At 34.5% G+C, this 22,788-nt stretch carries 20 protein-coding genes; 6 read left to right on the forward strand and 14 right to left on the reverse strand.

Annotation, left to right across the window (positions count from 1 at the left end; translation table 11 throughout):
* Positions 1–239: 239 nt before the first annotated feature.
* The 6 genes from ACE38P_RS06360 to rseP form a co-directional block, all read right to left on the reverse strand.
* Positions 240–644, reverse strand: coding sequence for a hypothetical protein (locus ACE38P_RS06360; protein ID WP_374699714.1), 405 nt, complete (start codon positions 642–644; stop codon positions 240–242).
* A gap of 85 nt (positions 645–729) precedes the next feature.
* Entirely contained in the window at positions 730–3,543 is a 2,814-nt protein-coding gene (locus ACE38P_RS06365) for an FAD-dependent oxidoreductase (RefSeq protein WP_064085477.1), read from the reverse strand.
* A gap of 45 nt (positions 3,544–3,588) precedes the next feature.
* Complete coding sequence (gene fabZ / locus ACE38P_RS06370) at positions 3,589–4,020, reverse strand: 3-hydroxyacyl-ACP dehydratase FabZ (protein ID WP_064085478.1); 432 nt, start codon at positions 4,018–4,020, stop codon at positions 3,589–3,591.
* A gap of 4 nt (positions 4,021–4,024) precedes the next feature.
* Positions 4,025–4,585, reverse strand: coding sequence for an OmpH family outer membrane protein (locus ACE38P_RS06375; RefSeq protein WP_010404220.1), 561 nt, complete (start codon positions 4,583–4,585; stop codon positions 4,025–4,027).
* Positions 4,586–6,919, reverse strand: a complete 2,334-nt coding sequence (gene bamA, locus ACE38P_RS06380) for an outer membrane protein assembly factor BamA (protein ID WP_374699715.1) — start codon at positions 6,917–6,919, stop codon at positions 4,586–4,588.
* A gap of 7 nt (positions 6,920–6,926) precedes the next feature.
* Positions 6,927–8,042, reverse strand: a complete 1,116-nt coding sequence (gene rseP, locus ACE38P_RS06385; RefSeq protein WP_064085479.1) for an RIP metalloprotease RseP — start codon at positions 8,040–8,042, stop codon at positions 6,927–6,929.
* Between the two features lie 99 nt (positions 8,043–8,141).
* Between rseP and ACE38P_RS06390 the strand changes: the two genes are divergently transcribed.
* On the forward strand, positions 8,142–8,408 hold the full coding sequence (locus ACE38P_RS06390; RefSeq protein WP_010404229.1) for a succinate dehydrogenase assembly factor 2: 267 nt from the start codon (positions 8,142–8,144) through the stop codon (positions 8,406–8,408).
* Here ACE38P_RS06390 and ACE38P_RS06395 read toward each other — a convergent pair.
* The 3 genes from ACE38P_RS06395 to ACE38P_RS06405 are packed head-to-tail and all read right to left on the reverse strand — an operon-like array spanning position 8,386 to position 10,697.
* A complete protein-coding gene (locus tag ACE38P_RS06395; protein ID WP_010404232.1) occupies positions 8,386–8,703 on the reverse strand; it encodes a cell division protein ZapA in 318 nt (105 codons plus the stop codon). The genes ACE38P_RS06390 and ACE38P_RS06395 overlap by 23 nt on opposite strands.
* Before the next feature lie 43 nt (positions 8,704–8,746).
* Complete coding sequence (locus tag ACE38P_RS06400) at positions 8,747–9,025, reverse strand: HU family DNA-binding protein (RefSeq protein WP_010404234.1); 279 nt, start codon at positions 9,023–9,025, stop codon at positions 8,747–8,749.
* 19 nt (positions 9,026–9,044) lie between these two features.
* Positions 9,045–10,697: a 30S ribosomal protein S1 gene (locus ACE38P_RS06405; protein WP_264375979.1), complete on the reverse strand. Its 1,653-nt coding sequence runs from the start codon at positions 10,695–10,697 to the stop codon at positions 9,045–9,047.
* Between the two features lie 103 nt (positions 10,698–10,800).
* On the opposite strand from ACE38P_RS06405, the gene trmB reads away from it, so the two are divergent.
* A complete protein-coding gene (gene trmB, locus ACE38P_RS06410; protein ID WP_063631013.1) occupies positions 10,801–11,445 on the forward strand; it encodes a tRNA (guanosine(46)-N7)-methyltransferase TrmB in 645 nt (214 codons plus the stop codon).
* A gap of 208 nt (positions 11,446–11,653) precedes the next feature.
* Here trmB and ACE38P_RS06415 read toward each other — a convergent pair whose 3' ends face one another.
* Positions 11,654–12,175: a pyrimidine dimer DNA glycosylase/endonuclease V gene (locus tag ACE38P_RS06415; protein WP_006013204.1), complete on the reverse strand. Its 522-nt coding sequence runs from the start codon at positions 12,173–12,175 to the stop codon at positions 11,654–11,656.
* A gap of 130 nt (positions 12,176–12,305) precedes the next feature.
* On the reverse strand, positions 12,306–13,703 hold the full coding sequence (gene terL / locus ACE38P_RS06420) for a phage terminase large subunit (RefSeq protein WP_264730039.1): 1,398 nt from the start codon (positions 13,701–13,703) through the stop codon (positions 12,306–12,308).
* 68 nt (positions 13,704–13,771) lie between these two features.
* On the opposite strand from terL, the gene ACE38P_RS06425 reads away from it, so the two are divergent.
* The 4 genes from ACE38P_RS06425 to ACE38P_RS06440 are packed head-to-tail and all read left to right on the forward strand — an operon-like array spanning position 13,772 to position 16,398.
* Complete coding sequence (locus tag ACE38P_RS06425) at positions 13,772–14,101, forward strand: type IV secretion protein Dot (protein ID WP_374699716.1); 330 nt, start codon at positions 13,772–13,774, stop codon at positions 14,099–14,101.
* Between the two features lie 13 nt (positions 14,102–14,114).
* Positions 14,115–15,572, forward strand: a complete 1,458-nt coding sequence (locus ACE38P_RS06430) for an IS4 family transposase (RefSeq protein WP_374699293.1) — start codon at positions 14,115–14,117, stop codon at positions 15,570–15,572.
* Positions 15,573–15,574: 2 nt separating this feature from the next.
* Positions 15,575–16,057 carry a hypothetical protein gene (locus tag ACE38P_RS06435; RefSeq protein WP_374699717.1) on the forward strand — a complete coding sequence of 161 codons (483 nt, stop codon included), beginning with the start codon at positions 15,575–15,577 and terminating at the stop codon, positions 16,055–16,057.
* A 53-nt stretch (positions 16,058–16,110) separates the two neighbouring features.
* Positions 16,111–16,398, forward strand: a complete 288-nt coding sequence (locus tag ACE38P_RS06440) for a hypothetical protein (RefSeq protein WP_353275668.1) — start codon at positions 16,111–16,113, stop codon at positions 16,396–16,398.
* Positions 16,399–17,128: 730 nt separating this feature from the next.
* Here the strand turns inward: ACE38P_RS06440 and ACE38P_RS06445 are convergent.
* Genes ACE38P_RS06445 through ACE38P_RS06455 form a run of 3 tightly spaced genes read right to left on the reverse strand, consistent with a single transcriptional unit; the run spans position 17,129 to position 22,758 of the window.
* Positions 17,129–18,451, reverse strand: a complete 1,323-nt coding sequence (locus tag ACE38P_RS06445; RefSeq protein WP_374699718.1) for a hypothetical protein — start codon at positions 18,449–18,451, stop codon at positions 17,129–17,131.
* A 4-nt stretch (positions 18,452–18,455) separates the two neighbouring features.
* Entirely contained in the window at positions 18,456–19,682 is a 1,227-nt protein-coding gene (locus ACE38P_RS06450) for a hypothetical protein (RefSeq protein WP_374699719.1), read from the reverse strand.
* A complete protein-coding gene (locus tag ACE38P_RS06455) occupies positions 19,657–22,758 on the reverse strand; it encodes a hypothetical protein (protein WP_374699720.1) in 3,102 nt (1,033 codons plus the stop codon). Before ACE38P_RS06455 ends, ACE38P_RS06450 begins: the two co-directional genes overlap by 26 nt.
* Positions 22,759–22,788 lie beyond the last annotated feature (30 nt).

Raw genomic sequence — 22,788 nt, forward strand, 5'->3', positions numbered from 1 at the left:
GCACTCATTCGACTTTTATGCTCTTCGCAATATTTGATTCTATTAAAGAATTCTTTGCTAATCTAGTCTTTAACGCTTTTTTTAGATACCGCCGCGGTGTCTCAGCATAGATTCCACTAACACGTAGCGGAATCTTAAATTGTTTTAGCTATAGATCCCTGTATCAAGTACTGTAATGACGGCATTCGAGTAGCGGACACTGGAATCAAGAAAGCTCTTTAGTAGCTGTATAATGAAAATTAGATCATAAAATCCTCTGACAGCACATTCTGTGTTTTACCGTCATCCATAACTTTGTAATCAATATTATATTTATCGAATTCATTGCGCATCCTAGTTAAATGTCCTTTATCATGATCCGAAAGAACACTTACGTAGCTAAAGCTATCATTAAAAAGATCATTATAAATTACTGGAGATTGAACTGTGTAGGATGTTGTACACTCATCTTGACCGTTATTATCTTTACAAAGGGACATTTTTCCTGTTTTGCCAGTATCATCTTTAGTAGAAATAAGAAATTTCATACCTACGTCTTCGTTTTTTGCTATAAACTCCTTACACTTTCTACTTTTTGCAGAACATGGTCCTATAGCTATAGAGTAGCTTTCTTTTGGAAGTTTGAATATTAACTCATGTGTCATAATACTACCTTAATAAAAATCATTATTATAGTATAGATTTATTAATAAATAATATACATTATGGTATAATTAGTACAAAATAGGTTTAACCAATCTCAGTAGGACTGCCAGTTGGACCCATAAGAATTATTTGTTCACCTTTTTTAAAACATTTACATAAATTAGTGGAACCGCCAGTTTCAAGCACAATAGTAGAAATAAATCCTTTTTTTTTGTCTACTTCAGTGCCGGTTACTGCTATACCTTCCATAGTGAGGTGAGTTTTTCTGCTATTGGTTTCAAAATTTTGCAACCTAAAGAATTGTCCAGGTTTAAAATTCTTTGCCGCAAGTGGTGCTTTGATCACTATTTCCACAACTTTGTCTGTTAAATATTGAACTTTTATAACCTTTGCAGTGAATTGCTCTTTGATTCTATTAAAGAATTCTTTGTTAGCTTGACGGAACAGCGTCACTCCAGCGCGTGACGCTGGCTGATTAGCTGTTTGGATCACTCCACTCAAAAGCTGAGAAATAATAGGGTAGCCGTTCTTAGCACTTGCCATAGCTTTCACGACGCTGCCGCTATACGAAGGGTGAAGATCACCAAAAAAGCTGATTGTTTTATTGCCTTGCTTATACACTAATATTCTATCTTTATTTTGCATTTTAGGAGAAAATATTGGGTCTATTTCTTTTCCTGATGAATTCAAATGAGTAAAATACCCATTACTTAATTTAAAATGCTTTTTATCTTCTGTTGCAATAACTGTATTTGGCTCAGTACCTGCTGCTATAAAAATAGAACGTGCTTTTATACGTTTGATTTCGCCGGATTTTGTGTCTATCAGTTTTATTGACTCAGCATGGTTATATTTATCTGTCACAACTTCAACTGGCTCTAAGTTTTCAATAAAGTAAATCCCTTCTGATAATGCGTTTTGCACCTCTTCGCTATTTAATCGATAACTTGGCGAGTCTTTCAGCTCTTTTCTATATACAACTTTCACTCCCCCAAGACTCTGCATTAACTCTAATATTTTTATTTCTCTACTTTCTTTTTTTGCTAATTCTTGCTCTGCTTGGATCAACTTTGCGTGCGATATGAGCTCATTCGCAATTTCGTGCTCTTCTTCTGTCCAATCTTTTTCAACACAGTCCTTTCCATACTTATCAACTAATATCTCATAACGAAGTAGAAATTTGTCTACTTGAATTGGATAATACGCTAAAGCTTCAGTGGCAGTGTCAATCGCAGTAAGCCCAGCCCCTATTACAACTATCGGCATACGAACTTGCAGACTTGCTATAGAATCAAATTTAAGAGCGCCAGTCAGTTGTAACGACATAAGAAAGTCAGATGCCATACGCACTCCACGAGCTAGTATATTCTTTATTTTGATCATTCGTGGCTTGCCAGAGCCAAGTGCTAGGGCGATGTGATCAAAACCCGAGTTGAACGCGTCATCAACATTAATCGTGCCACCAAAACGAATACCTCCATAAAGTGCGAAATTCTCACGTCTTTCCAGCAAAAGTCTAATGATTTTTAGGTAATTTTTGTTCCATCTAGAGGTTATGCCATACTCTGCTACTCCACCAAATCCACCAGCTGTGCGTTCACTTAGTTTTTCATGCTCGAAATCTTTAATTAGCTGAAAATTATCGATCAAAGGTTCAATCTTTAGTCCATCAATGGCGATAACGTTATGCCCATCGTTTAATAAATGATGAGCTAAATTAAAACCCGCAGGACCAAGCCCTACAACTAGGACGTTTTTTCCTGTGTTTCCTTTTGGCAATGGACGCTGAAAATTTAAAGGATTCCAACGGCTAAGCAGAGAATATATTTCAAATCCATACGGTAAACTGAGCACATCATCTAGAATCCTTGTTTCAATCATTGGCACATTTACAGGCTCTTGTTTCTGATATATGCATGAGTTCATGCAATCATTGCATATTCTGTTCCCAGTAGCTGCACATAATGGGTTATCTATTACCACAATTGCAAGGCTTGCTATGCTGTACCCTTCGCTTTTCACCAGATTCATTTCTGATATTTTTTGTTCTAGTGGACAGCCGTGCAATTCAACTTTGAGTGGGGACTGTTTAAAGGTATTGTCGTTATTACTTAGCCCCTTTGAACAACTGTCCTTATTTTGCTTATGACAAAATATGCAGTAATGAGCATTATCCAATGCTTTATTCAAACTCACCTTTTCACTTGTCAGATCAAAACCATGTCGTCTTTTTGTTTTGCTTGAATACAATACCTCAACTTCGTCTACTTCTTTTTTGAAGAACGATACGAGATTTTCGTGATCAATTTTTCTGTGAATACTAAAAAGTATACTCTGTTTATTTTTCACTCTCCACGCTGCATATTGCGCTGCAAGTTCTATTTCTTCTTTGTGATCCTCTTTATTTTCCAACCAACGCATCACCTGCTCAGCAAAATTTTTTTCTGTTGTTGGTAGGGCAAGAAAGCGATTTAATTTGCTGGTAACATAATCAATATCTATATCTGCTATATCAGTGTACTTCTTTAATGCATAGCGTTGAACAAATAACCTTTTACACTTATATATTGCAGCAAAGTCGTTGTGCTTTTTCTTTAGCTCCTCTGCTTCTTTTCCAATATTAAAAAGTTTTGCAATAAATTCATCAAGTAAATATGAGAGGTCTATTATTAACTGACTATCTGTCATTTGAGAGGCCAACATTGGTTGTTCTATGGATCCCAGTGTCAAGCACTGGGATGACATCAAAGAAGAAGCTGCTTTTTCTCTTGCTTCAATTAATGAACAAAACAAGCTTTCATCGCACGATTTTATATAATCTAAAAACGTCTCATCTAATTTTATTAATCCACTACAAGTGTATAAGTTTGAAAATGAGATTTTGAAATTCAGTTGCATTGTTATACTATACAGTGTACATACTGTTTCTTGCAGATGAAGATTTTATTTATCTTGCAGTCTTGCTAAGATTGTTGCTTCTGCAGCTTTTTCTTCCCCAACATATGCAACACACTCAAATTTGCATGCACCCAAACGCGCATTTTTTATATTGGATTGAAGAACCAACGTGTCCCCTGGAATAACTGGTCTTCTGAATTTTGCGTTTTCAATAGACATAAAGTAAACAACTTTATTTTCTATTGTTTCTTTACCGAGGACACATATAGCAGATGCCTGAGCTAAAGACTCAATTATCAAAACTCCTGGCATTATCGGATGGCCAGGAAAATGGCCAATAAAAAATGGCTCATTGAAAGTCACATTTTTGATTGCTTTTATGCTTTTACCATGGTCACATTCTATTACTCTATCTACTAAGAGAAACGGATAAGAATGTGGTAGTATTTTTATAATATCACTGATATTAAATTGCATAAGCCTACTCAATGCTTTGCAAAGCAAATTCAGGTATTTCCTTATTTACATTTTTTAATACCACATCTGATAAATCAACCTCATCCATAGAGTATAGAACTTGGTTCTTTTTTGAAATAAATAGTACTAAATCTACATTGTTTTTTTCTGCCGTTCTTTTAGCCACTTCTTTTATTTTGTTAAAGACACTTTCTACTGCTTCTCTATAGTTTTCTTCTAAATTTGACATTTTCTTAGCGTAATTATCCCTAACGCTTACAGTGTACTTACTAAATTGTTCCGTCTTTTCTTTTTTTGCTTCTTCTGACAAAAGGTCAAATTCTTCTTTCGATGGCTTAAATTTTTCTAACTCATTTTCAAATTCTTGCTGTAATCTAGAATTCTGCTCCTTTATTTGTTGTTGTATATTTTGCAGAGCCAGAGATTCGTTGATAACTTTGTCACTATCAATAATGGCAGCCTTTGTATTAATCGCGCTCTGAGGTTGATACCCTACAAACTTATACCCTACAAATAAGGAAACAATTAAGGCAATGACTGATGTAAATAACTGTATATATTTCATTCAAATCCCCGCTTCAATAGAAATTTTAACGTTTGGTGATGGTATTATATCATAAGTTTCCTTTACTAAAGGAAACCCAAAATCTAATCTAAGTCTACCAAAAGGAGAGGGCATTGAAAAGCCAAAACCTGGTGATACTCTTATAAGCTTACTATCGTAATATTTTCCACTATATATCTCCTTTTCATCTAAACCAAAAAGTGTTGCGTAGTCAACAAATAGTGAGCCTTTGATACCAGCATAGTCGTATAATTTAGATAGTGGAAAATCTACTTGCTGTGTTAAATTAAAATAAGTTTTGCCTCCCAATGAGCTTTTATTTTTGTCTTCTGCTCTTGGTCCAATGCCGGAAAGGTCAAATCCTCTAATTTCATTACCACCTTTAAAAAAGTGCTGGCCAATATTTAGCTCTTTATCGGTATAAGAGAAAATATGACCTGCTGCTATTTTAAAGCGCAACGTTATATCATCATCAATTTTGCTTAGTATAGGGCGTGTATAAAAAGACAAAAACTCAGATTTTAGGAAATTTACATTTCCTCCCAATCCTGAAATATCCTGATTTAAGCGCAATAAATATCCCTCTTTAGGAGTATAGAGGTTATCCAGTTTATTGTATGATAACGTATATCCCACTGATGAAACCTGATACTCACCTTCTTGATCTCTTATTATCTCAGAGATATCCTCATCTTTTCCACTCTTATTGTCCATATGTATATGGTTATATTTATAAGAATAGCGAATAGAGTTGGTTAGATTTTCTAAAATTTTATAAGATAATTTTACTGTTCCTCCCCAGTCACAAGTATCAAAAGTGGTGTTTGGCTTATCTTGTTTTTCATAAAATATACCTACGCCTAATGACGTATCAGAATCGTTAAAATTATTTTCAACAGCGTCTATACTAGTAGAAAGAACATATTGACTTTTTTCAAGAGCAAAAGATACCTCTTTACCACTACCAAATAAATTACGATCTGTGAAATCGGTTTTAACAAATACTCCACCAGGAAGAGACATGCCACCTGTTAAAGATAACGAGGCAGTTCTTTTTTCTTTGACATTTAAATCAAGATTTACTGCATTTTCATCCACTATATAACTATTTATTTTTACTGTTTCAAAAAAATCGCTATATATAAGTTTTCTACGTGATTTTTGAATCTCAGATGTGTTATATGCGTCGCCTTCTGCCATGCTAAGTTTTCTTCTAATTACTTTATCTAAAGTGCGGTCATTGCCATCAATAGTAATTTGGTTTATATAAATCTTTTTACCTGGTAGCACTTTGTAAGTTACATCCACAATATTGTTATGTTGTGTATATTCTGGATTAACTTTTGCAAATATATATCCTTTTTCGTTTAAATGTTTACTTATTTTTTCTGCTGTATTGTTAATTTTAACTCTATTAAATATTTGATTATTTTCCTCTTTGATAAATTCTAATATTTCTTCCCTTAAACTTAAATCCTTAATCTCAGTTTCAATATCAACTTCATTATTTCCAAATAAGTATTGCTGCTTTTCATCAATCAAAAAAGTTAACTCTATTTGGTTGTTATTATCAACCTCAACAATTGGTTGGATATTATTTTGAATATATCCCTTAGATGAATAGAAGCGATCAAGCAGTTCTGTGTTAATCAGTAGATATTGAGGTGAATAATGAGTTCCGCTTTTAAAAATGGCTCTAAATAACTTACTAAATATATCATTGCTATGCCTTTTGATAACTTGCTCTAGCTCATTTGCTGAAAAGTTTTTATTACCTATGAATCGTAAACCCTTAATTTTAGACGTTCTTCCTTCTTTTATCTTAAAAATTAGGTTTATCCTATTGCTACCAAGCTTATCTAGCTCATATGCAATTTTAACACCAATTTTACCACTGTTCCTATAAAGAGTAGCTAGATTTATTAAATCGTTTTGTAATTTTGTTTCAGTGAAAATAGTTAGTGATTTTGACTGGATAACGTTATTTAGCAACTCTTTACTGTTAAATAACTTATTGCCTTTCAATATTACTTTGTTAATCAATGGATTCTCATGAATTTTTACTACTAAGTTTTTTTCATCATCGATATAGGCGTTAATACTAGCAAATAACTTTGTTTTATATAAATCTTTTATAATTGAATCTACATCATCATCATTTACATGACTACCTGGTTCTAATTTTGTATAAAACCTTATTGTTTGATCACTTACTCGCTCATTGCCAATATACTTAATATTTTTTATCTGTACTTTTTCTTTATTTTCTAGAGCAACAAGTAGAGTGGGAAAAGAAATAAGTATTATTATTAGTATGTGAAATAACTTTTTCATATGTATCTTAAAAAAGATGCCTAATATCATTTGTGATTGCAACTGCCATCAACAAAAACAGTATGGTAGCACCAAAAGTGACTGCATATTTTTGATATTTCAAACTCAAATCTCTACGTATAACTGCTTCTATAATATAATGAAATAAATGCCCACCATCTAGTAGTGGTATTGGCAGCAAGTTAATTGCAGCTAAATTAGCTGAAATAATTGCCATAAAATATAGAACCATCATAAGTCCCTTTTTAGCTGATTGCCCTGAATATTTTGCAATTTTTATTGGCCCACCTATTTCATTTATACTCCTTTTACCAACAACAATTTGAAAGAGTGCTTTGATTGTTAAACACATAGTGTGGTAGGTTTCATTCACTGATAGGCTAGCAGCTCCAAGAAAAGATGACTGTTTTAACCCTATCATATTAATTGAGGTAATTCCTATAGTTTTTCTTTCTATTATGTTACCAAAGACATCTCTATCCTCAACTGTAAACGGAGTTAGAATAGTTCTGTACTCTTCGTTATTTCTGCTATACTTAATTTCTATTCTTGTTTCAGGATTGGACATTATCACGCGTGAAATATCTTCAAAGTATTTTATTTTGTACTCATTGATCTGTGTAATAGTGTCACCTGGTAATAGGCCAGCTTGCTTTGCTGCACTTTCTTCAATTACATTACCAATTACTGGTGGAGTACGATAATAACCTGCCACGCTGAAAAATATTGTGAAAGCTATAACGGTAAATATCATGTTTGCAAAAGGCCCTGCAAAAACTATTGCTGCTTTTTGATATCGAGGTTTTGTATGGAATGAGTATAATTTTTCTTCTTCAGTTAATTTTTGTTGATCAACAGGAACGCTTGCTGCATTAGTATCCCCTAACATTTTAACGTAGCCACCCAATGGAAAGGCACTTAATTTCCATCTAGTTCCAGACTTGTCGTTAAAACCAAAAATTTCAGGACCAAAGCCTATAGAAAAAGATTCAACTTTAACCTTGCATGCTTTAGCGACAATATAATGCCCACATTCATGCACGAATACTATGATAGAAATTATTAAAGAAAACGATAAAAAATAATATATTCCAGCGCTAAGTTGATGAGAAATTAATTCCACCTATGTTTTAAATCTTAATCAAACGTTGAGTATATTAAAATGCGCCTTGCTTGACAAGTATTTAGTTTAGTCTTTAAATTAAAAAAAAGTTTAATGACAATGATAGATATCTCCTTATTAAGAAGAAAACTGATGTATAGGAGTTGGCATAGGGGTTGTAAAGAAACTGATATACTTTTAGGGCATTTTGCATTGAAATATCTTGATAAATTTTCCTTAAGTGAACTAATTGAATACGAAAAAATAGTTGATCTTGATGATTGCGAATTATATTGTTACATCACTCGTAAGAAACTTCTCCCCCCTGATTTGAGTAGTGAGGTAGTCGATTTGATTGCTTGCTTTAATCACTTATGCACCCAATAATCTTGTTTACCCTATCTAATACTTCAGCATATTCTACTCTTTTTTCCTCCCTATACTTTTTGCATTCTTGATTTATTTCGTCTAATCGCTTTGTTAATTCTAAAATTTTATCTTCGAGAGTCAATGCTGCAAGTAAGAAATTTAATGCATCTGAGCCCTTACCTCCAGTTCTTTGAGATATGGAGCTAACTAGCTTGTTGAAGCTATTAGCAAGTTGTAATAAATGGTCCTTCTTTTTACTTTCGCAAGATATTTTATATGTGTTATTATGTATAACTATTTCTACTACTTGCATATGATGCTATATTGTACAACTTTCAAAATTACAATATAGATTTTTATTCATTTATCAAGAGGGATAACTTTTTACTGCTACGAAAATAAGTTTTAAAGTATTGATGTTTTGCAACCTTCTGTGACGTCAAATTACTTGCTTCTTTCAAGTTATAGCTTCTAATTGAAAAAGAACCAAACCCCCTGATTTCAACTCTATTATGATATTTCAACGTGTTTGAAAACACTCGAAAGAAACTATCAACTATGTCTGCTATAATGACCTTATCTAACAAAAGGTGTTTTTTTGCCACTTTTGCTATTATATCAGATTTCGTTGCCATTTATATGAAGCACAAGAAGTTATTTGGCAGATAATATTATATTATATTTTTCAACACCTACTACTTCAACTTGTATTTTTTCTGATATAGAAAACTTTTTATTTTCTGGTAAATGCTCTTGATCTACTAAAAGGGTTACATTGTTCTCAACCTCAACGATTAGACCATTTTCCTCTCTCTTACTTACAGTAACCTGAATTTTATCCCCTACTTTAACTTTCTCTATCAGTTCTTCAAGAGGATCATACTCTATTTGCTTTACTCCAAGATAAATTCTTGTCCGATCTACGTTAGCCCTTATCACTTTTGCTTCTATTTCATCACCTACATTATACTTTTTTATCTCATCTGAATTGTTTTTCGACCAACTTAGATTTTGCATATAAATTGTTCCTTCTACGTCCTCAGATATCTCAGAATTATCAAAAGTCACAGATATTTGTGAACCATTGTTGCTTTTAACTTTACCAGAAACAATAGAACCAAGAGGATATTTATCAATAAATACTTGCCAAGGATTCTCTACGCACCTTTTTGTGCTTAAACTCATCTTATTTTTAATAATGTCAATACCGAGAATTTTTACATCCACTTCTTGTCCTATTGTTACAAAACTACTGATTGGTAAATTACTCTTGCTCCAAGTTATTTCTGATGAGTGTACCAAACCCGCAATCCCAGGTTTAATCTCAACAATGAATCCACAATCTTTTATACCCGTTACACATCCTTTGTGTACGCTGTTAATTGGACATTTTGACTCTAGATCTTGCCAAGGATTGTCTCCTAATTGTTTTACACCCAGGGAGATTTTTCCATTTTCTCTATCTATTTTTATAATTTTAGTTTTTATATGCTGACCATAAGAAAAAATTGCAGATGGATGACTTACATTACTCCAAGAGATATCTGTAATATGTAGCAGCCCATCTATAACTCCCACTGTATCTGATTCATGAATGCCAACAAATGCACCGTAGTGAGTGATGCTTTTTATTTTGCCTTCTACTACATCACCTTCATTTAAAGATTCTAAAAACTTAATTTTTTCACCAGCATGCAATTTCTCTAATACCAGCTTTCTTGATACTACAATATTCCCCTGCTTCTTATCCATTTTAAGCACGATGAATTTTTGTTCAGTTTCAATAAGGTGATTAGCATCTTTTATTTGCTTCAAATCCACATGACTCAGCGGTAAAAACGCACTTATTCCATCACCAAGATCAACAATAAAACCGCATTTAATTGAGCGTTTAATGATTCCTGTTACTTCATCTTTTGTAACTGCGCTTTCTTCCAATTTATTCCATTTTTCGTCTCTGATTGCTTTCTCACGACTAAGAACAACATTACCATGGTAATCTTCAATTCTCTCAACATAAACTCTAATTTTCGAGCCAACAGTGATATCATCATTACAACTGAGCTCCTTAATCAGAATTCTTCCGTCTGACTTTAAACCAACATCAACCACAATATCATTAGAATTTCTTCTTGTGATTATACCTTCTACCACATCTCCTTCTTTGATTTTGTTAGCAAAAGAATCTTCACAAAAGTCATTGTCTTGATTATCAAATTGATCTTGAAATATCTCTTCTATGAACCTATTTGATGATAGCCTCTTGATAGCAACTGTACTTTCCATACCTTTTAATTTTAACTTCATTAGAACTCATATATTATATAATATTAATAATTAGTGACAAGTAAATTCTCATTAATTCATTTCGAGAATTGTTTAAGCTATAAAAGATTAAGTTATGTAAGATATGTTATCTAGGAATAATAATTGGATTAGGTCATTTTCCAGAAGATCTAGGTTGAAGTTGAATGTTTTGGAGAAGTATTCTATTAAAAACAGCAAGGAATCTATAAAAAAGATCGTAGACTTACAAAAAAGAATACGAGTAGAAATAGGTTTCGGTAATGGTGAAAATATGCTCCATCAGGCATTCAATGAATCTGATCTATTATTTATAGGATGTGAGCCTTATTTAAAGGGGGTCTCTTCCTTGCTAAAAAGCATAGAAGCACACAGCATAAAAAATATTTTAATATGGACAGAAGATGCAAGAGAATTAATTGTCAATTTTCCTGACCACAGTGTTGAAAAATTCTTTATTCTCTTTCCAGATCCATGGCCAAAAAGAAGTCACAACAAAAGACGGTTAATTAATACGGAATTTTTAAATTTATTAGCAAAAAAAATACTTGTCACAGGTGAAATATTTATTGCAACTGATCATCAGGATTATGCAGAGTGGATAGAGTTACATATAAAGCAGTGTAATTTTTTAACCTATAAGGAAGATAGTTTTGCAAATTATACCCCAACAAAATACCACAGAAAAGCGCTAGAATATCAGCGTAAAATAAAGTTTTTTAAAGTAAATGTTATATCTAAACTGACTTAGATTTACCTCTGCTTGTTAGTACAGATGTGTACATGACACTCTATAGTGCAAGTAGCCTACCATATACTGGGAATAACAGTTTACTGAATTCTTTAATCTCACAAATAGAAAGATCAATAAACTTGATAAACATCAACATTATCAGCCAGCATTGCTTTTGCAACTTCAATTCTACCTTTTTTATGATCGGTTTGGATAATTTTATAACCTATAGCATTTTGTCTAGCAACCAATCTGGTGCTTCTCTACCTTTTTCCCACTTAGCAAATCTCATCTTTTCTTTTAGGTAATATTCTCTATATGCTTCTATTGGGTTACTACATTTATATCGATCAGGTAACGCTTGTGTAAAAGCTTGTATATCAGCTGATCGAAATATTAGCAAATCCTTGTTATTATCGCACCAATCTATAACTTCTTCGGATTTATGCGTTCTTTTGTATCGCAAGCTATATTCTATACACAATTCTTTTCCATGTTTTATTAACCAATCAAAGTTTCCTTTTGATTGTCTAGCCCATAAAGAACAAGGATGGTTTTTGTGAGTAAGTTTATATGGAACTTCTATATTCTGGTTTGTAATGCTGACTAAAGGATTTGGCTCTTTTAATGCTATTGAAAAAACACTGCTAAGCAATTGAGCAGTTTCTAGCGGCATTTTTACTATGTGCTTATCGCATAACATTTGTGCTGCAGTTACAGGATTTTCGTCTAATATAAAGATATTCATCTAAGCACCCAGAGATAGAATTTTTGCGTAGTATTTATTTCAATAAACCCTAAAATATCATTCAGAAAATGGATAAGTTAAATAAGCTCAGTTAAAAAAATTATACACAATTCCGAGGAACCTTTTCAAGCTACAATGAACGTATAGCTACCACTCTAGCAATATTATTTCTCACCCACTGAAGATATTGCACGGTACTGTCTACTTGATCGTCGTGACGGATTTCTGGAAACATTAAAATCTCATACTCAAAGTCGCTAAGCCATACTGCTTGGTTAGGGAGAAAAACCCGCTCAGATTCTATAATTGGGACAATTCGGTGAAATCGAGTTAATTTGTCATCATGTGGTACTATTTGAATAATAGGTAAATCACTGTTTTTCCTGAGCTCCTGAACCAATTGCTGACCGCTTGCTTTTGCTTCGATTAAAATTGCGTGTGGCTTCCACCTTGCAGCCAGCGACAGAACTTTCTCTTTAAGTTTTGGATATTCAAGTTTTGCGCGATATACATCGAGTAAATAGAATGTATTATCTACTTTTGTCCAGGTAGTGCAGACACTAAAGTCACTTGTATTGTTTGTTGAAATTGCAGTATCCCAACTTTGTGTTACATGCAAGAGGCTATCAGGAAAATTTTTATAGCGCTTCAACCACTCTCGTTTAATTATAGCACTTGAAAGTGGTAGAGGGTTTTGTTGGTATTGAGCAGCAAAACCATAACTCCCAAGTTCAGCTTTTATCATCTCAATTTCTTCTTTTCCTTCAGTTAGGGAATACAACAATTGACCTTCTTTTCTTGAGTATATTTCCTGTTCATGCTCTGGAATATGATTATTAACTGAATAAATAATCTCCTTATCTTCAGCTATTATTGGTAAACAGACATGATGCCATATGTTTCTTGGTTTACAGAGGAGGTGACCAGTTAAATCTTCTAAATGGAGTCTGTGCATCACAAGAACGATAACTCCTTTTTTTCTGTCGTTGAGCCTGGTTACTAAAGCCTGATCAAACCAGTTTGCAGCACGCTTTCTAAATGTTTCGCTCAAAGCTTGTGCGGGACTTAGTGGATCATCCACGATAATGAAATCTCCACCTTCACCGGTTAATGTTCCTCCAACTGATGTTGCAATTCGACATCCTCTCTGCACTGTTTGAAATTTATATTTAGTGTTTTGATCTTTGCATAATTCTACTTTCGGAAATAGCTCTCTATACCAATCAGATTGCATTATGCACCTGGTATCGAGTGAGTGCTTTTCGCTAAGCAACCGAGAATAACTTGCAACTATTATTCTTGCAGTTGGCTGATTTCCAAGTATCCATGCGGGCCATGCAACACTTACACAAATGGACTTCATTGAACGCGGCGGCATATTGAATATTATTCTTCTTGCTTCACCAGCGCTTGCTGCTTCAAGCCTGTCTGCTATGACTTTTATATATTGATAATCATTATACTCACACCCCGGCACTACCGTTTGAAAGCATAATTCAATGAATTTGAGAAGGTTTATATTGTTCATAAATTAAGGTTTGTTGATTTTTTTAAGATTTTGTTGTGTAATTAAACCAGCATAGTGAGAGTTAAAATATGAAAGAAATAAGAGAGCAAACTGAGAGAGAATTTATAAAAACTCAAAACGGGATGAAAATAGAGACAATTACGCTTCTTGGTAAAAATCAAAACAATAATCAAGGTGAAAAACATCTGATATACTTTATTGGTGGAAATAGAGCGTTAAGCCCTGGTAAAGATTATTCCCAAAATTGGAATTGGGCCACAGAGCAAGGGATAACTGTACATCTTTTTAATTATCCTGGACTTGGTTTAAGTAAAAATAACTCATTGATACGTAGCAATAGAGTTAAATCCTCACTTTTACCCACAAATAAAAAAGTGAGTAAAATGGATACCAAATAAATTTGGGATTAAAATGAGTGAAGTAAGTACAAATGTGCAATATACTGATGGCTTAGGGGATAAATGGCTGGAAAGAGAGTTAAAACACGTTAATTTAGGAGATACAAGACTTAATAAGAGACTTATTAAAACAGGCTATTGTATAGAGGGTAAGGCGTCTGGATCAATTAATCAAAGCTGTAGTGGATGGAAAGAAGCTAAGGGTGCATACAGATTATTTAGCAATGAAAAGCTTAAGGATAAGGAAATTTATTCTTCCCATTACAAAGAAACTATGGAGAGAATGAAAGGAAATCAGTTTGTTTTTTCAGTTCAAGATACAAGTTATTTGGATTTTGACTCTCATATAAAAACTAAGAGGCTAGGTAGTATTTCTAAAGCTTATACGAAGCATAAAATGGGTTTACTGTTGCACAGTGCCTTAATAGTCAGCAAAGACGGATTGCCTTTAGGTCTATCTTCTCAACAATGTTGGGCACGTTCTATTAGGGAAAAAGAAACGTCACAAGAAAAAGCAAACAGGAAATACCGTACCTCCATAGAAGAAAAAGAAAGTTATAAGTGGATAACAGCTCTCAAAGAAAGCATAAACAACCTTCCTGCAAATGTACAACTTGTTACCCTTGGTGATAGAGAGGCAGATATCTTCAAATTTTTATGGATCACTGAGACATTAGGTAGTTTTTATGTAATCCGTAATCGAACTAATAGAAGATTTATCTGTACTGAAATTGGAAAAACAGATTTGCAAACACGCATCACTCAACTGCCAGTAAAGAAGAAAATTTCTCTAGAAGTTAATAAAGGTGGAAACCAAAGATCAAGGAAAGCTAATATTGAAGTTAAGTATATGAAAGGCTATATACCTATCAGATCTTCTTCAATTTATGGATCAAAAGACACAGTGCATAAAATAAGTGATAAAATCCCTGTATATGTGGTAAGTGCAAAAGAAACAAATCCTCCTGAAGGATTGGAAGCTATTGATTGGACTTTGCTGACTAATGTACCAGTTAATAGCACTTTAGATGCTATAGAAAGGATAAATTGGTATAAGCTAAGATGGAAAATTGAGGAGTATTTCAGGGTTTTAAAATCAGGATGTAAAATAGAAAGCTCTCGTTTAACTACAAAGGAAAGGCTACAGAAATTAATTGCTATAAAGAGCATTATTGCATTTAAAATTTTATATTTAACAAAAGTCGCTTTATCAAATCCCATGGAAACCTGTACTAAAATTTTAAGCAACGAAGAGTGGAAGGCCCTTTTCATACGTGAGCATAAAGTAGCTACATTGCCAGAAGAACCTCCAAACATAAAACAAGCTATTATTTGGTTAGGAAAATTAGGTGGATTTATGAATAGAAAAAGTGATAATTTACCAGGGGCTATGACTCTATGGCGGGGCTATGAAAATCTTAAGGAGAGCATAGTTATGCTTCACATCATGACCTCTCAAAATTGTGGGTAAAAGTGAGAGTTAAATCTGGTGTAGCAGTTGTAACTAACTTGTTGGAAAAAGGTATAAAGCCAGATGATATCATATTGTTTGGAGACTGCCTTGGTGGACATGTAGCTGCAGAGGTTCATAAAAATTTTAAGGGTAAGGATATACATTTAAGATGTATCGTTAGCAATGCCGCTAGTTCACTTAAACAAGCGTCTCTTTATTACTTTGGTTTTATGGCAAAATTAAAAATTTTTCTTGCTCCGATAATCAAATTGGTACTAAAGATTTTTGGCTGCCACTGGAAGACATATAAAATCGTAAATTCAATTACTCCTTATACAATGTACTTTAATCGAGAGGGAGATAAAACGATAAAACAGCCAGCGCAACTTGCAACAGAAATAGAAAAAATAGATCAAAGCGGTAGAAGAAAAGATTACCAAAAAAAGAAGTATTTGAAGATTTTGAGGAATATGAAGGCTTTTTTAAGCAGCATACAACATTAAGAAAGAATGATAAATGTATTGATTCTAAAAAAGCTGATAAAGATATACATAAATTGCCAATTACGTGTTTAAAGTCTTCCAACAAAACTGATTACACTTTTCCTGAGTTGATTAGTTTATATATTCACATTACAGATGAATATTTTTCTAAATATGGCTCATTAAATAATGAAGAGAAGATTAAAGCATTTAAAGAAAGTAAATTTTATAAAGATTTTTCAAGCTGCAAAAATTCAAAGGGCTTTTTGCATAATCACATGAAGAAGCAAGAGATGTCATTTCAGCATGTGATAATAGAATCTGGGGAAAAAAGACCTTTCTTGACAAGTCAAAGAAGGTAGTTGCTCTTAACTTGACGCGTATGCTTTCTTCAATATTTTAGCCATCTGTATCTGTTCAGATGCATGCAAATATTGAAACCAGTGTTTCTTTTCTTATCATCCGAGTACTGGGATCCAGAAGAATTAATTGTGAACAAATAGCTATACGATATTTTCAATGAAGTTACAAAAAAGCTGGATTCCACACTGGAATGACACCGTCATAAACTGCTAGAGGTCTTCATAATGTCATTCCAGTCCTCATAGTGTTTATCCCGGCCTTCATAATTTCATCCCAGTGTCCTCTTTCTCTTGTCATCCCAGTACTTGATACTGGGATCCAGATGTATGGCTAATGCTGAAACCAATACTCCCTTTTCTTGTCATACGAGTACTGGGACCCAGAAGACTCAGGTAATAAGAACTAGATTCCAGCGCCACGCGCTGGAATGACACCGTCATAAACTGCTAGGTCTTCATAATATCATCCCAGTACTGGGATCCAACTAAATTGGTGAACACTTTACAGCATTTTTGATAGAAAGAACTAGATGCCAGTGTCAAGCACTGACCCATTTTTTCCTTAAGTTTTTGCAGCTTGTGTTCTATTACAAAACCACTGCGGTACTAACGAGCGGCAAAATGGTAGCGAATCTAAACTAAAAAAATACATTTTTACACTGCTTGAAAGTCTACTCGATTCAATTTTAAAAACAATTATTGAAACAATTATAATATACTTTGTGCGTGGTTAAGATAGCTCTGGAATAGTATAAAGAACTATGTCATCATTGAAGAGAAACTCATCTGTTGCTGTGTACTCTTTATTAATTTTATAAGAATCATAAACATCGTAATCTGCTTTTGTATGGTAATCACAATATTGAAACTTACCCTCTTTATTAAAAACGCCAAATTGATCAATTAATGTAGCCATTTTCTTACCTTTTCCACTTTTTGTTAATTCAAATACATCAGCTGGGCAGTGGCCTGAAGAATCTTGATTAGTAGTTCCTTTTGCAATAAAAAAAGATGGTTTATCGTTAAGTAACTTGCAGAAATTTGGCTTATATTCCTTTTTCATACAGTTTAAACTTATATATTGATATTTATCTGGAATATTTGAGTATTGAGAATCGTATTTTTTATGTTCAAAAAACTCATTACCTAAGAAATTACAAAACGTTAATTGATAATCATCATTACTACTGGACTTGACTACTTTAAGATAATGAAAGTCTCTAGGAATTTTTATCTCTTCTTCTGTAACGTGATTATGTATGACCAATTGGTCATCAAGCATGCAGTAACCTATTTTTGGTAAAGTAGCTACAAGCTTACCGTTTAACATGATATCTGCTTGATAGATATTATCCGATAATTCTTTTCCCTTTTGCAAAGTAAAATTCTGCTCTGCCTTAGCTGGTGCACTGCATTGCTCAGTTTTAGTTAAGTTTTTTATTATTGTTGATATCTCACTAATTTCTAATATATCATGTTCATTTTTTGTGTATTGATACTTATAGCAACTACCATCCTCACATACTGGAAGACATTTTCCTTCTTCATCTGATATATAGATATAATCACCTTCTATTGTAAAATAAAGTCCACCTTTTTCTTCTTGAATTTTTTGTAGTACTGGGTCATTTTCATCGTTAAAATTGATAAAATTGAGCATTCCAATAAAATTATTTCCATCATCATCACTCATTATGAGTTCAATAACAAAATTATTACTGTCTTTTATGTACTTACGTGAAATTAACGCTTCTTCTCCTAATTTAAGCTGTTTTATAATATTCTCTTGATTCTCGCCTATGATAGCTTTTTGTTCTATAATAAAGTCCGTGCCATTTAATTTCAGAGGTGAGTTGTTTGTAAATAAAACTATCTCATCACCCTGCTCCTTTAACTTTAAATCATTAATATTCCCTACTTCAACTGTACCAATATGTGAAGAAACAGTATTAACATTACCATTTTCCTTTACTATGTAATATGCAGTGGGAAGTTTTATCAATTTTTTATAAAGCGGATTTTTATCGTCTATTTTAAATATATGTTTTTCCATGATATTACCTTAAATAACCAATAACTTGCTGATTAATGGCACTGAGGCTACTAGGAGGAGCAACATAACTCATAAAACTCCTTGGCTGCTCATTATCTGCCACTATTTTTTCAGTATTAACGAAAGCTCTTTTCTGCTCATTTAATCTTTTTTCCATATGATCTTTAAAAATAGCCAAACATTTACCGGTTTGTTTGTAATTAGGAAATGATTTTTTCGCAGTTACACACAAGAACTTCAACAACTCGTTATGATTTTCATCATTAAGTAATGACTTATTGATAATGGTTGACTGCAGTTCCATTGGATCAAAATTTAGACTTCTCTTTGAAATGCCACATTTCACAGCTGTTGCTCCTAATACTTCTTCAAATTGTATTACAATATCTGCTGCATTTATTATTTTTGCTACTTCCTGTATTTCATTTTTTACTTTATATTCATCCTGTCCTACCGCAGGGTAAAAGAAATTTATTACTTGAGATATAAATGAAGTTGGTCTGCTTGCTCCGCTTGTCACTGATGATTTTTTAATTTCCCTCCTTCTTCTACGTGCACCACAAATTTGATCTGCTGGACTTGTTCTACAAAATATATCTTTTGTTTGACGATAGAGCGCCTCTGTGTCTCTTTGCGATCGCAAAGCTTGAGTGTTAAAACTTTTAGCATTTTTTGTAAAAATAGCTGTTTTATTGTGCAGTTCTTCGACTTTGTTTGCAAAACCTTCTGAAGCATTTTTAGCTGCCTCTGCTGCTTTTTTAGCATCCAGAGTTTCATTTTTTGCTTTTCTTATCTCACGTAAAAACTGATCAGCTAATGTAGCACCTATTCCATCTATACCTGGCTCACCTTTTATGCCTTGAGGACCAATATCTCCTTTTAATCCGTCTATACCGGGCTCACCCTTGTTGCCTGTAAGACCTTGTGTACCATTGAAGCCCCTCATACCTGGCTCTCCTTTTGAACCTGGCAACCCATCTGATCCTTTAGGACCTTCTGGACCTTGCAACCCATTCGCACCTGGTTCTCCTTTGTCACCTTTAGAACCTATCTCTCCTTTCTCACCCATATCACCTTTTATTCCCATGGCTCCGTCTAATCCTTTAGGACCAATATCTCCCTTTGTTCCATCTATACCTGGCTCACCTTTTATGCCTTTAGGACCAATATCTCCTTTTAATCCGTCTATACCGGGCTCACCCTTGTTACCTGTAAGACCTTGTGTAACCATTGAAGCCCCTCAGACCTGGCTCTCCCTTAGGACCTTCTGGACCTTGCAATCCATTTGCACCTGGAGCTCCGATCTCTCCTTTCTCACCCATATCACCTTTTATTCCCATAGCTCCGTCTAATCCTTTAGGACCTATATCTCCCTTTGTTCCATTTATACCTGGCTCACCTTTTATGCCTTGAGGACCAATATCTCCTTTTAATCCGTCTATACCCGGCTCACCCTTGTTACCTGTAAGACCTTGTGTACCATTGAAGCCCCTCAGACCTGGCTCTCCCTTAGGACCTTCTGGACCTTGCAATCCATTTGCACCTGGAGCTCCGATCTCTCCTTTCTCACCCATATCACCTTTTATTCCCATAGCTCCGTCTAATCCTTTAGGACCTATATCTCCCTTTGTTCCATTTATACCTGGCTCACCTTTTATGCCTTGAGGACCAATATCTCCTTTTAATCCGTCTATACCCGGCTCACCCTTGTTACCTGTAAGACCTTGCGTACCATTGAAGCCCCTCAGACCTGGCTCTCCCTTAGGACCTTCTGGACCTTGCAATCCATTTGCACCTGGAGCTCCGATCTCTCCTTTCTCACCCATATCACCTTTTATTCCCATAGCTCCGTCTAATCCTTTAGGACCTATATCTCCCTTTGTTCCATTTATACCTGGCTCACCTTTTATGCCTTGAGGACCAATATCTCCTTTTAATCCGTCTATACCCGGCTCACCCTTGTTACCTGTAAGACCTTGCGTACCATTGAAGCCCCTCAGACCTGGCTCTCCTTTTGAACCTGGCAACCCATCTGATCCTTTAGGACCTTCTGGACCTTGCAACCCATTCGCACCTGGTTCTCCTTTGTCACCTTTAGAACCTATCTCTCCTTTCTCACCCATATCACCTTTTATTCCCATGGCTCCATCTAATCCTTTAGGACCAATATCTCCTTTTTCTCCCTTTGGACCTTGGACTTCTCCTGGATTTTTCCTTAGTTCTTCTGCAATGCTTTGTGTTAGCTCGGTATTATTTGCAAGGTTTTCTACTAATGTATGATTAGCATCACTTAGTAACACATCTGCTAGCTCTTCCATTCTGTTATCAGCTAATGCAATGGCTATTCCTGTTTGAATATCTTGATTACTAATAATTCTTCCTGCAACTTGCTTCTCTAATACTAAATCTCCGCCTTGGTCACGATATTCAAGCACCTGATTAGCAATAGTGCCATTATTAATTAATTTTTGTGCAACTTCTTCAGGACTTGCATCTCTACCTTTATCACCTTTAGACCCAGTATCTCCTTTGTCACCTTTAGAACCTATCTTTCCTTTCTCACCCATATCACCTTTTATTCCCATGGCTCCGTCTAATCCTTTAGGACCAATATCTCCCTTTGTTCCATTTATACCTGGCTCACCTTTTATGCCTGGCTCTCCTTTAGGACCGATATCACCTTTTTGTCCTTGTGTGCCTGGAGGACCTTGATCACCTTTTGGTCCAGGTGCACCTGACGATCCAGTATCCCCCTTGTTACCTTGAGGACCAGGAAAACCTCGGTCACCCTTACCACCTTTGAAACCTTGGTTGCCCTTTAGACCTGGTTCGCCCTTTTGGCCTGGAGGACCTTGTACGCCTTTAACTAACGCTTTTAAAGAATCTTCTCGCTTTACACGCTCACCAAAAAAATGTGCTATTCTTTCTGAAAATCCCATGGAATTACGCTTATCTTCTTCCATTATAGCTGCTGCTAAAGGATATAGATGGGCTCTGTTAGAAGAAAATTCGGTAACAACTTGATTAATACTTGGAGTTATTCCATTAGTGCCTTGATTTCCTTTTTCTCCTTTAGGTCCTTGATCGCCTTTTGATCCATGCGCACCTGACGATCCAGTATCCCCCTTGTTACCTTGAGGACCAGGAAAACCTCGGTCACCCTTATCACCTCTGGAACCTTGTTTACCGTGGAACCCCGGTTCACCGGGTGCACCGGTATAACCTAGTTCGCCCTTTTGTCCTGGAGGACCTTGTATACCTTGAGGAGCAGGCTCTCCATCGAAGCCTCTATCACCTTTTTGTCCCCTTTCACCTGGCTCACCTTTAGGACCTTGTACACCAGTACGTTCTAATCTGTCTATTCTGCGTTTTAAAAGTTCAATTTCTGTTTCTAAATTTATATGTTCTTGAATATTCACATCAACCTCCAAAAAGTTATCAAAATTTTCTAAGTTATAATAATAAGGATATGGACCTGGTCTATTGTCGTGCTCATACCCAAAAGAATTAGGGTTAAAATTATAAAAATTTTTGCATGTGCTATTTTCATACGATATGCAACCAACATAACTATTGCCTAACTTTTTTACTGCGAAATAGGTATCTTGTGCTTTCAAGCTCTCCATTTCATGAAAAGGGAATAGCTGGAATGTATTGCTTATACGAGTAAATGTTGAAAGGATATTATTCAATATGCCAACTTTTCCACCAGTTAAATTATATACCTGAGCGCTCCTATATCCTTTGTACATATTTCTTGATTCTTTAAACAAATAGTCTCCTATTTTTATTTTGAGTCTTTTATCAGGTGAACTTTTAAGATCTTCCAAAATAAGACTGACATTTTCGCTACTAATTATGTCTTTTGGATCTATTAAAACCTTCCTGTTTTCTAGCAGTTCATAATAAATACTACAGTTTTCACGATTATATGCGTTAACATAGAAACCATTTGTGTAACCATGAGGTATACGATCAATAGTATTTATCATAGTATCTTTGCCATCATAGTAATAATAATAAGGTTGATCAGAGGTAGTAACTAAAGCGAATTTGTAATCATTTCTTACGCTTTCTAGCTTTAGTTGTAGCCCTTGAGATAAGTCGTTTAATATACTTCCCACGTCATGCTTGAAATCCCAAATTTCAAAACGCTGACCAGTAGCGTCATCCTGAATAATGTAAGATACACTAGGCAGGCTAAATGTTGTTTTGTTATTTAATCTTATTTGTGCAGGTATCCTACGACCAGTTCTATTATTACAATCTTTTTGTGGAATATCTTCCTTTTCTAGTTTAAAACGCATCTCCACCTCCCTTTGCGATTAGATATAATT

This window comes from Wolbachia endosymbiont (group A) of Limnophora tigrina (assembly GCF_964263225.1).
Taxonomy (GTDB): domain Bacteria; phylum Pseudomonadota; class Alphaproteobacteria; order Rickettsiales; family Anaplasmataceae; genus Wolbachia.

Bases quoted from the DNA above. Each gene is read 5' to 3' on its own strand.
- ACE38P_RS06405 (WP_264375979.1), bottom strand. From the start codon at position 10,697: ATGAAGTTAAAATTAAAAGGTATGGAAAGTACAGTTGCTATCAAGAGG.
- ACE38P_RS06395 (WP_010404232.1), bottom strand. From the start codon at position 8,703: ATGCAAGTAGTAGAAATAGTTATACATAATAACACATATAAAATATCT.
- ACE38P_RS06415 (WP_006013204.1), bottom strand. From the start codon at position 12,175: ATGAATATCTTTATATTAGACGAAAATCCTGTAACTGCAGCACAAATG.
- ACE38P_RS06375 (WP_010404220.1), bottom strand. From the start codon at position 4,585: ATGAAATATATACAGTTATTTACATCAGTCATTGCCTTAATTGTTTCC.
- fabZ (WP_064085478.1), bottom strand. From the start codon at position 4,020: ATGCAATTTAATATCAGTGATATTATAAAAATACTACCACATTCTTAT.
- ACE38P_RS06455 (WP_374699720.1), bottom strand. From the start codon at position 22,758: ATGCGTTTTAAACTAGAAAAGGAAGATATTCCACAAAAAGATTGTAAT.
- ACE38P_RS06390 (WP_010404229.1), top strand. From the start codon at position 8,142: ATGATAGATATCTCCTTATTAAGAAGAAAACTGATGTATAGGAGTTGG.
- ACE38P_RS06445 (WP_374699718.1), bottom strand. From the start codon at position 18,451: ATGGAAAAACATATATTTAAAATAGACGATAAAAATCCGCTTTATAAA.
- ACE38P_RS06430 (WP_374699293.1), top strand. From the start codon at position 14,115: ATGAGTGAAGTAAGTACAAATGTGCAATATACTGATGGCTTAGGGGAT.
- ACE38P_RS06400 (WP_010404234.1), bottom strand. From the start codon at position 9,025: ATGGCAACGAAATCTGATATAATAGCAAAAGTGGCAAAAAAACACCTT.
- ACE38P_RS06450 (WP_374699719.1), bottom strand. From the start codon at position 19,682: ATGGTTACACAAGGTCTTACAGGTAACAAGGGTGAGCCCGGTATAGAC.
- bamA (WP_374699715.1), bottom strand. From the start codon at position 6,919: ATGAAAAAGTTATTTCACATACTAATAATAATACTTATTTCTTTTCCC.
- ACE38P_RS06425 (WP_374699716.1), top strand. From the start codon at position 13,772: ATGAAAGAAATAAGAGAGCAAACTGAGAGAGAATTTATAAAAACTCAA.
- ACE38P_RS06365 (WP_064085477.1), bottom strand. From the start codon at position 3,543: ATGCAACTGAATTTCAAAATCTCATTTTCAAACTTATACACTTGTAGT.
- terL (WP_264730039.1), bottom strand. From the start codon at position 13,703: ATGAACAATATAAACCTTCTCAAATTCATTGAATTATGCTTTCAAACG.
- trmB (WP_063631013.1), top strand. From the start codon at position 10,801: ATGTTATCTAGGAATAATAATTGGATTAGGTCATTTTCCAGAAGATCT.
- ACE38P_RS06360 (WP_374699714.1), bottom strand. From the start codon at position 644: ATGACACATGAGTTAATATTCAAACTTCCAAAAGAAAGCTACTCTATA.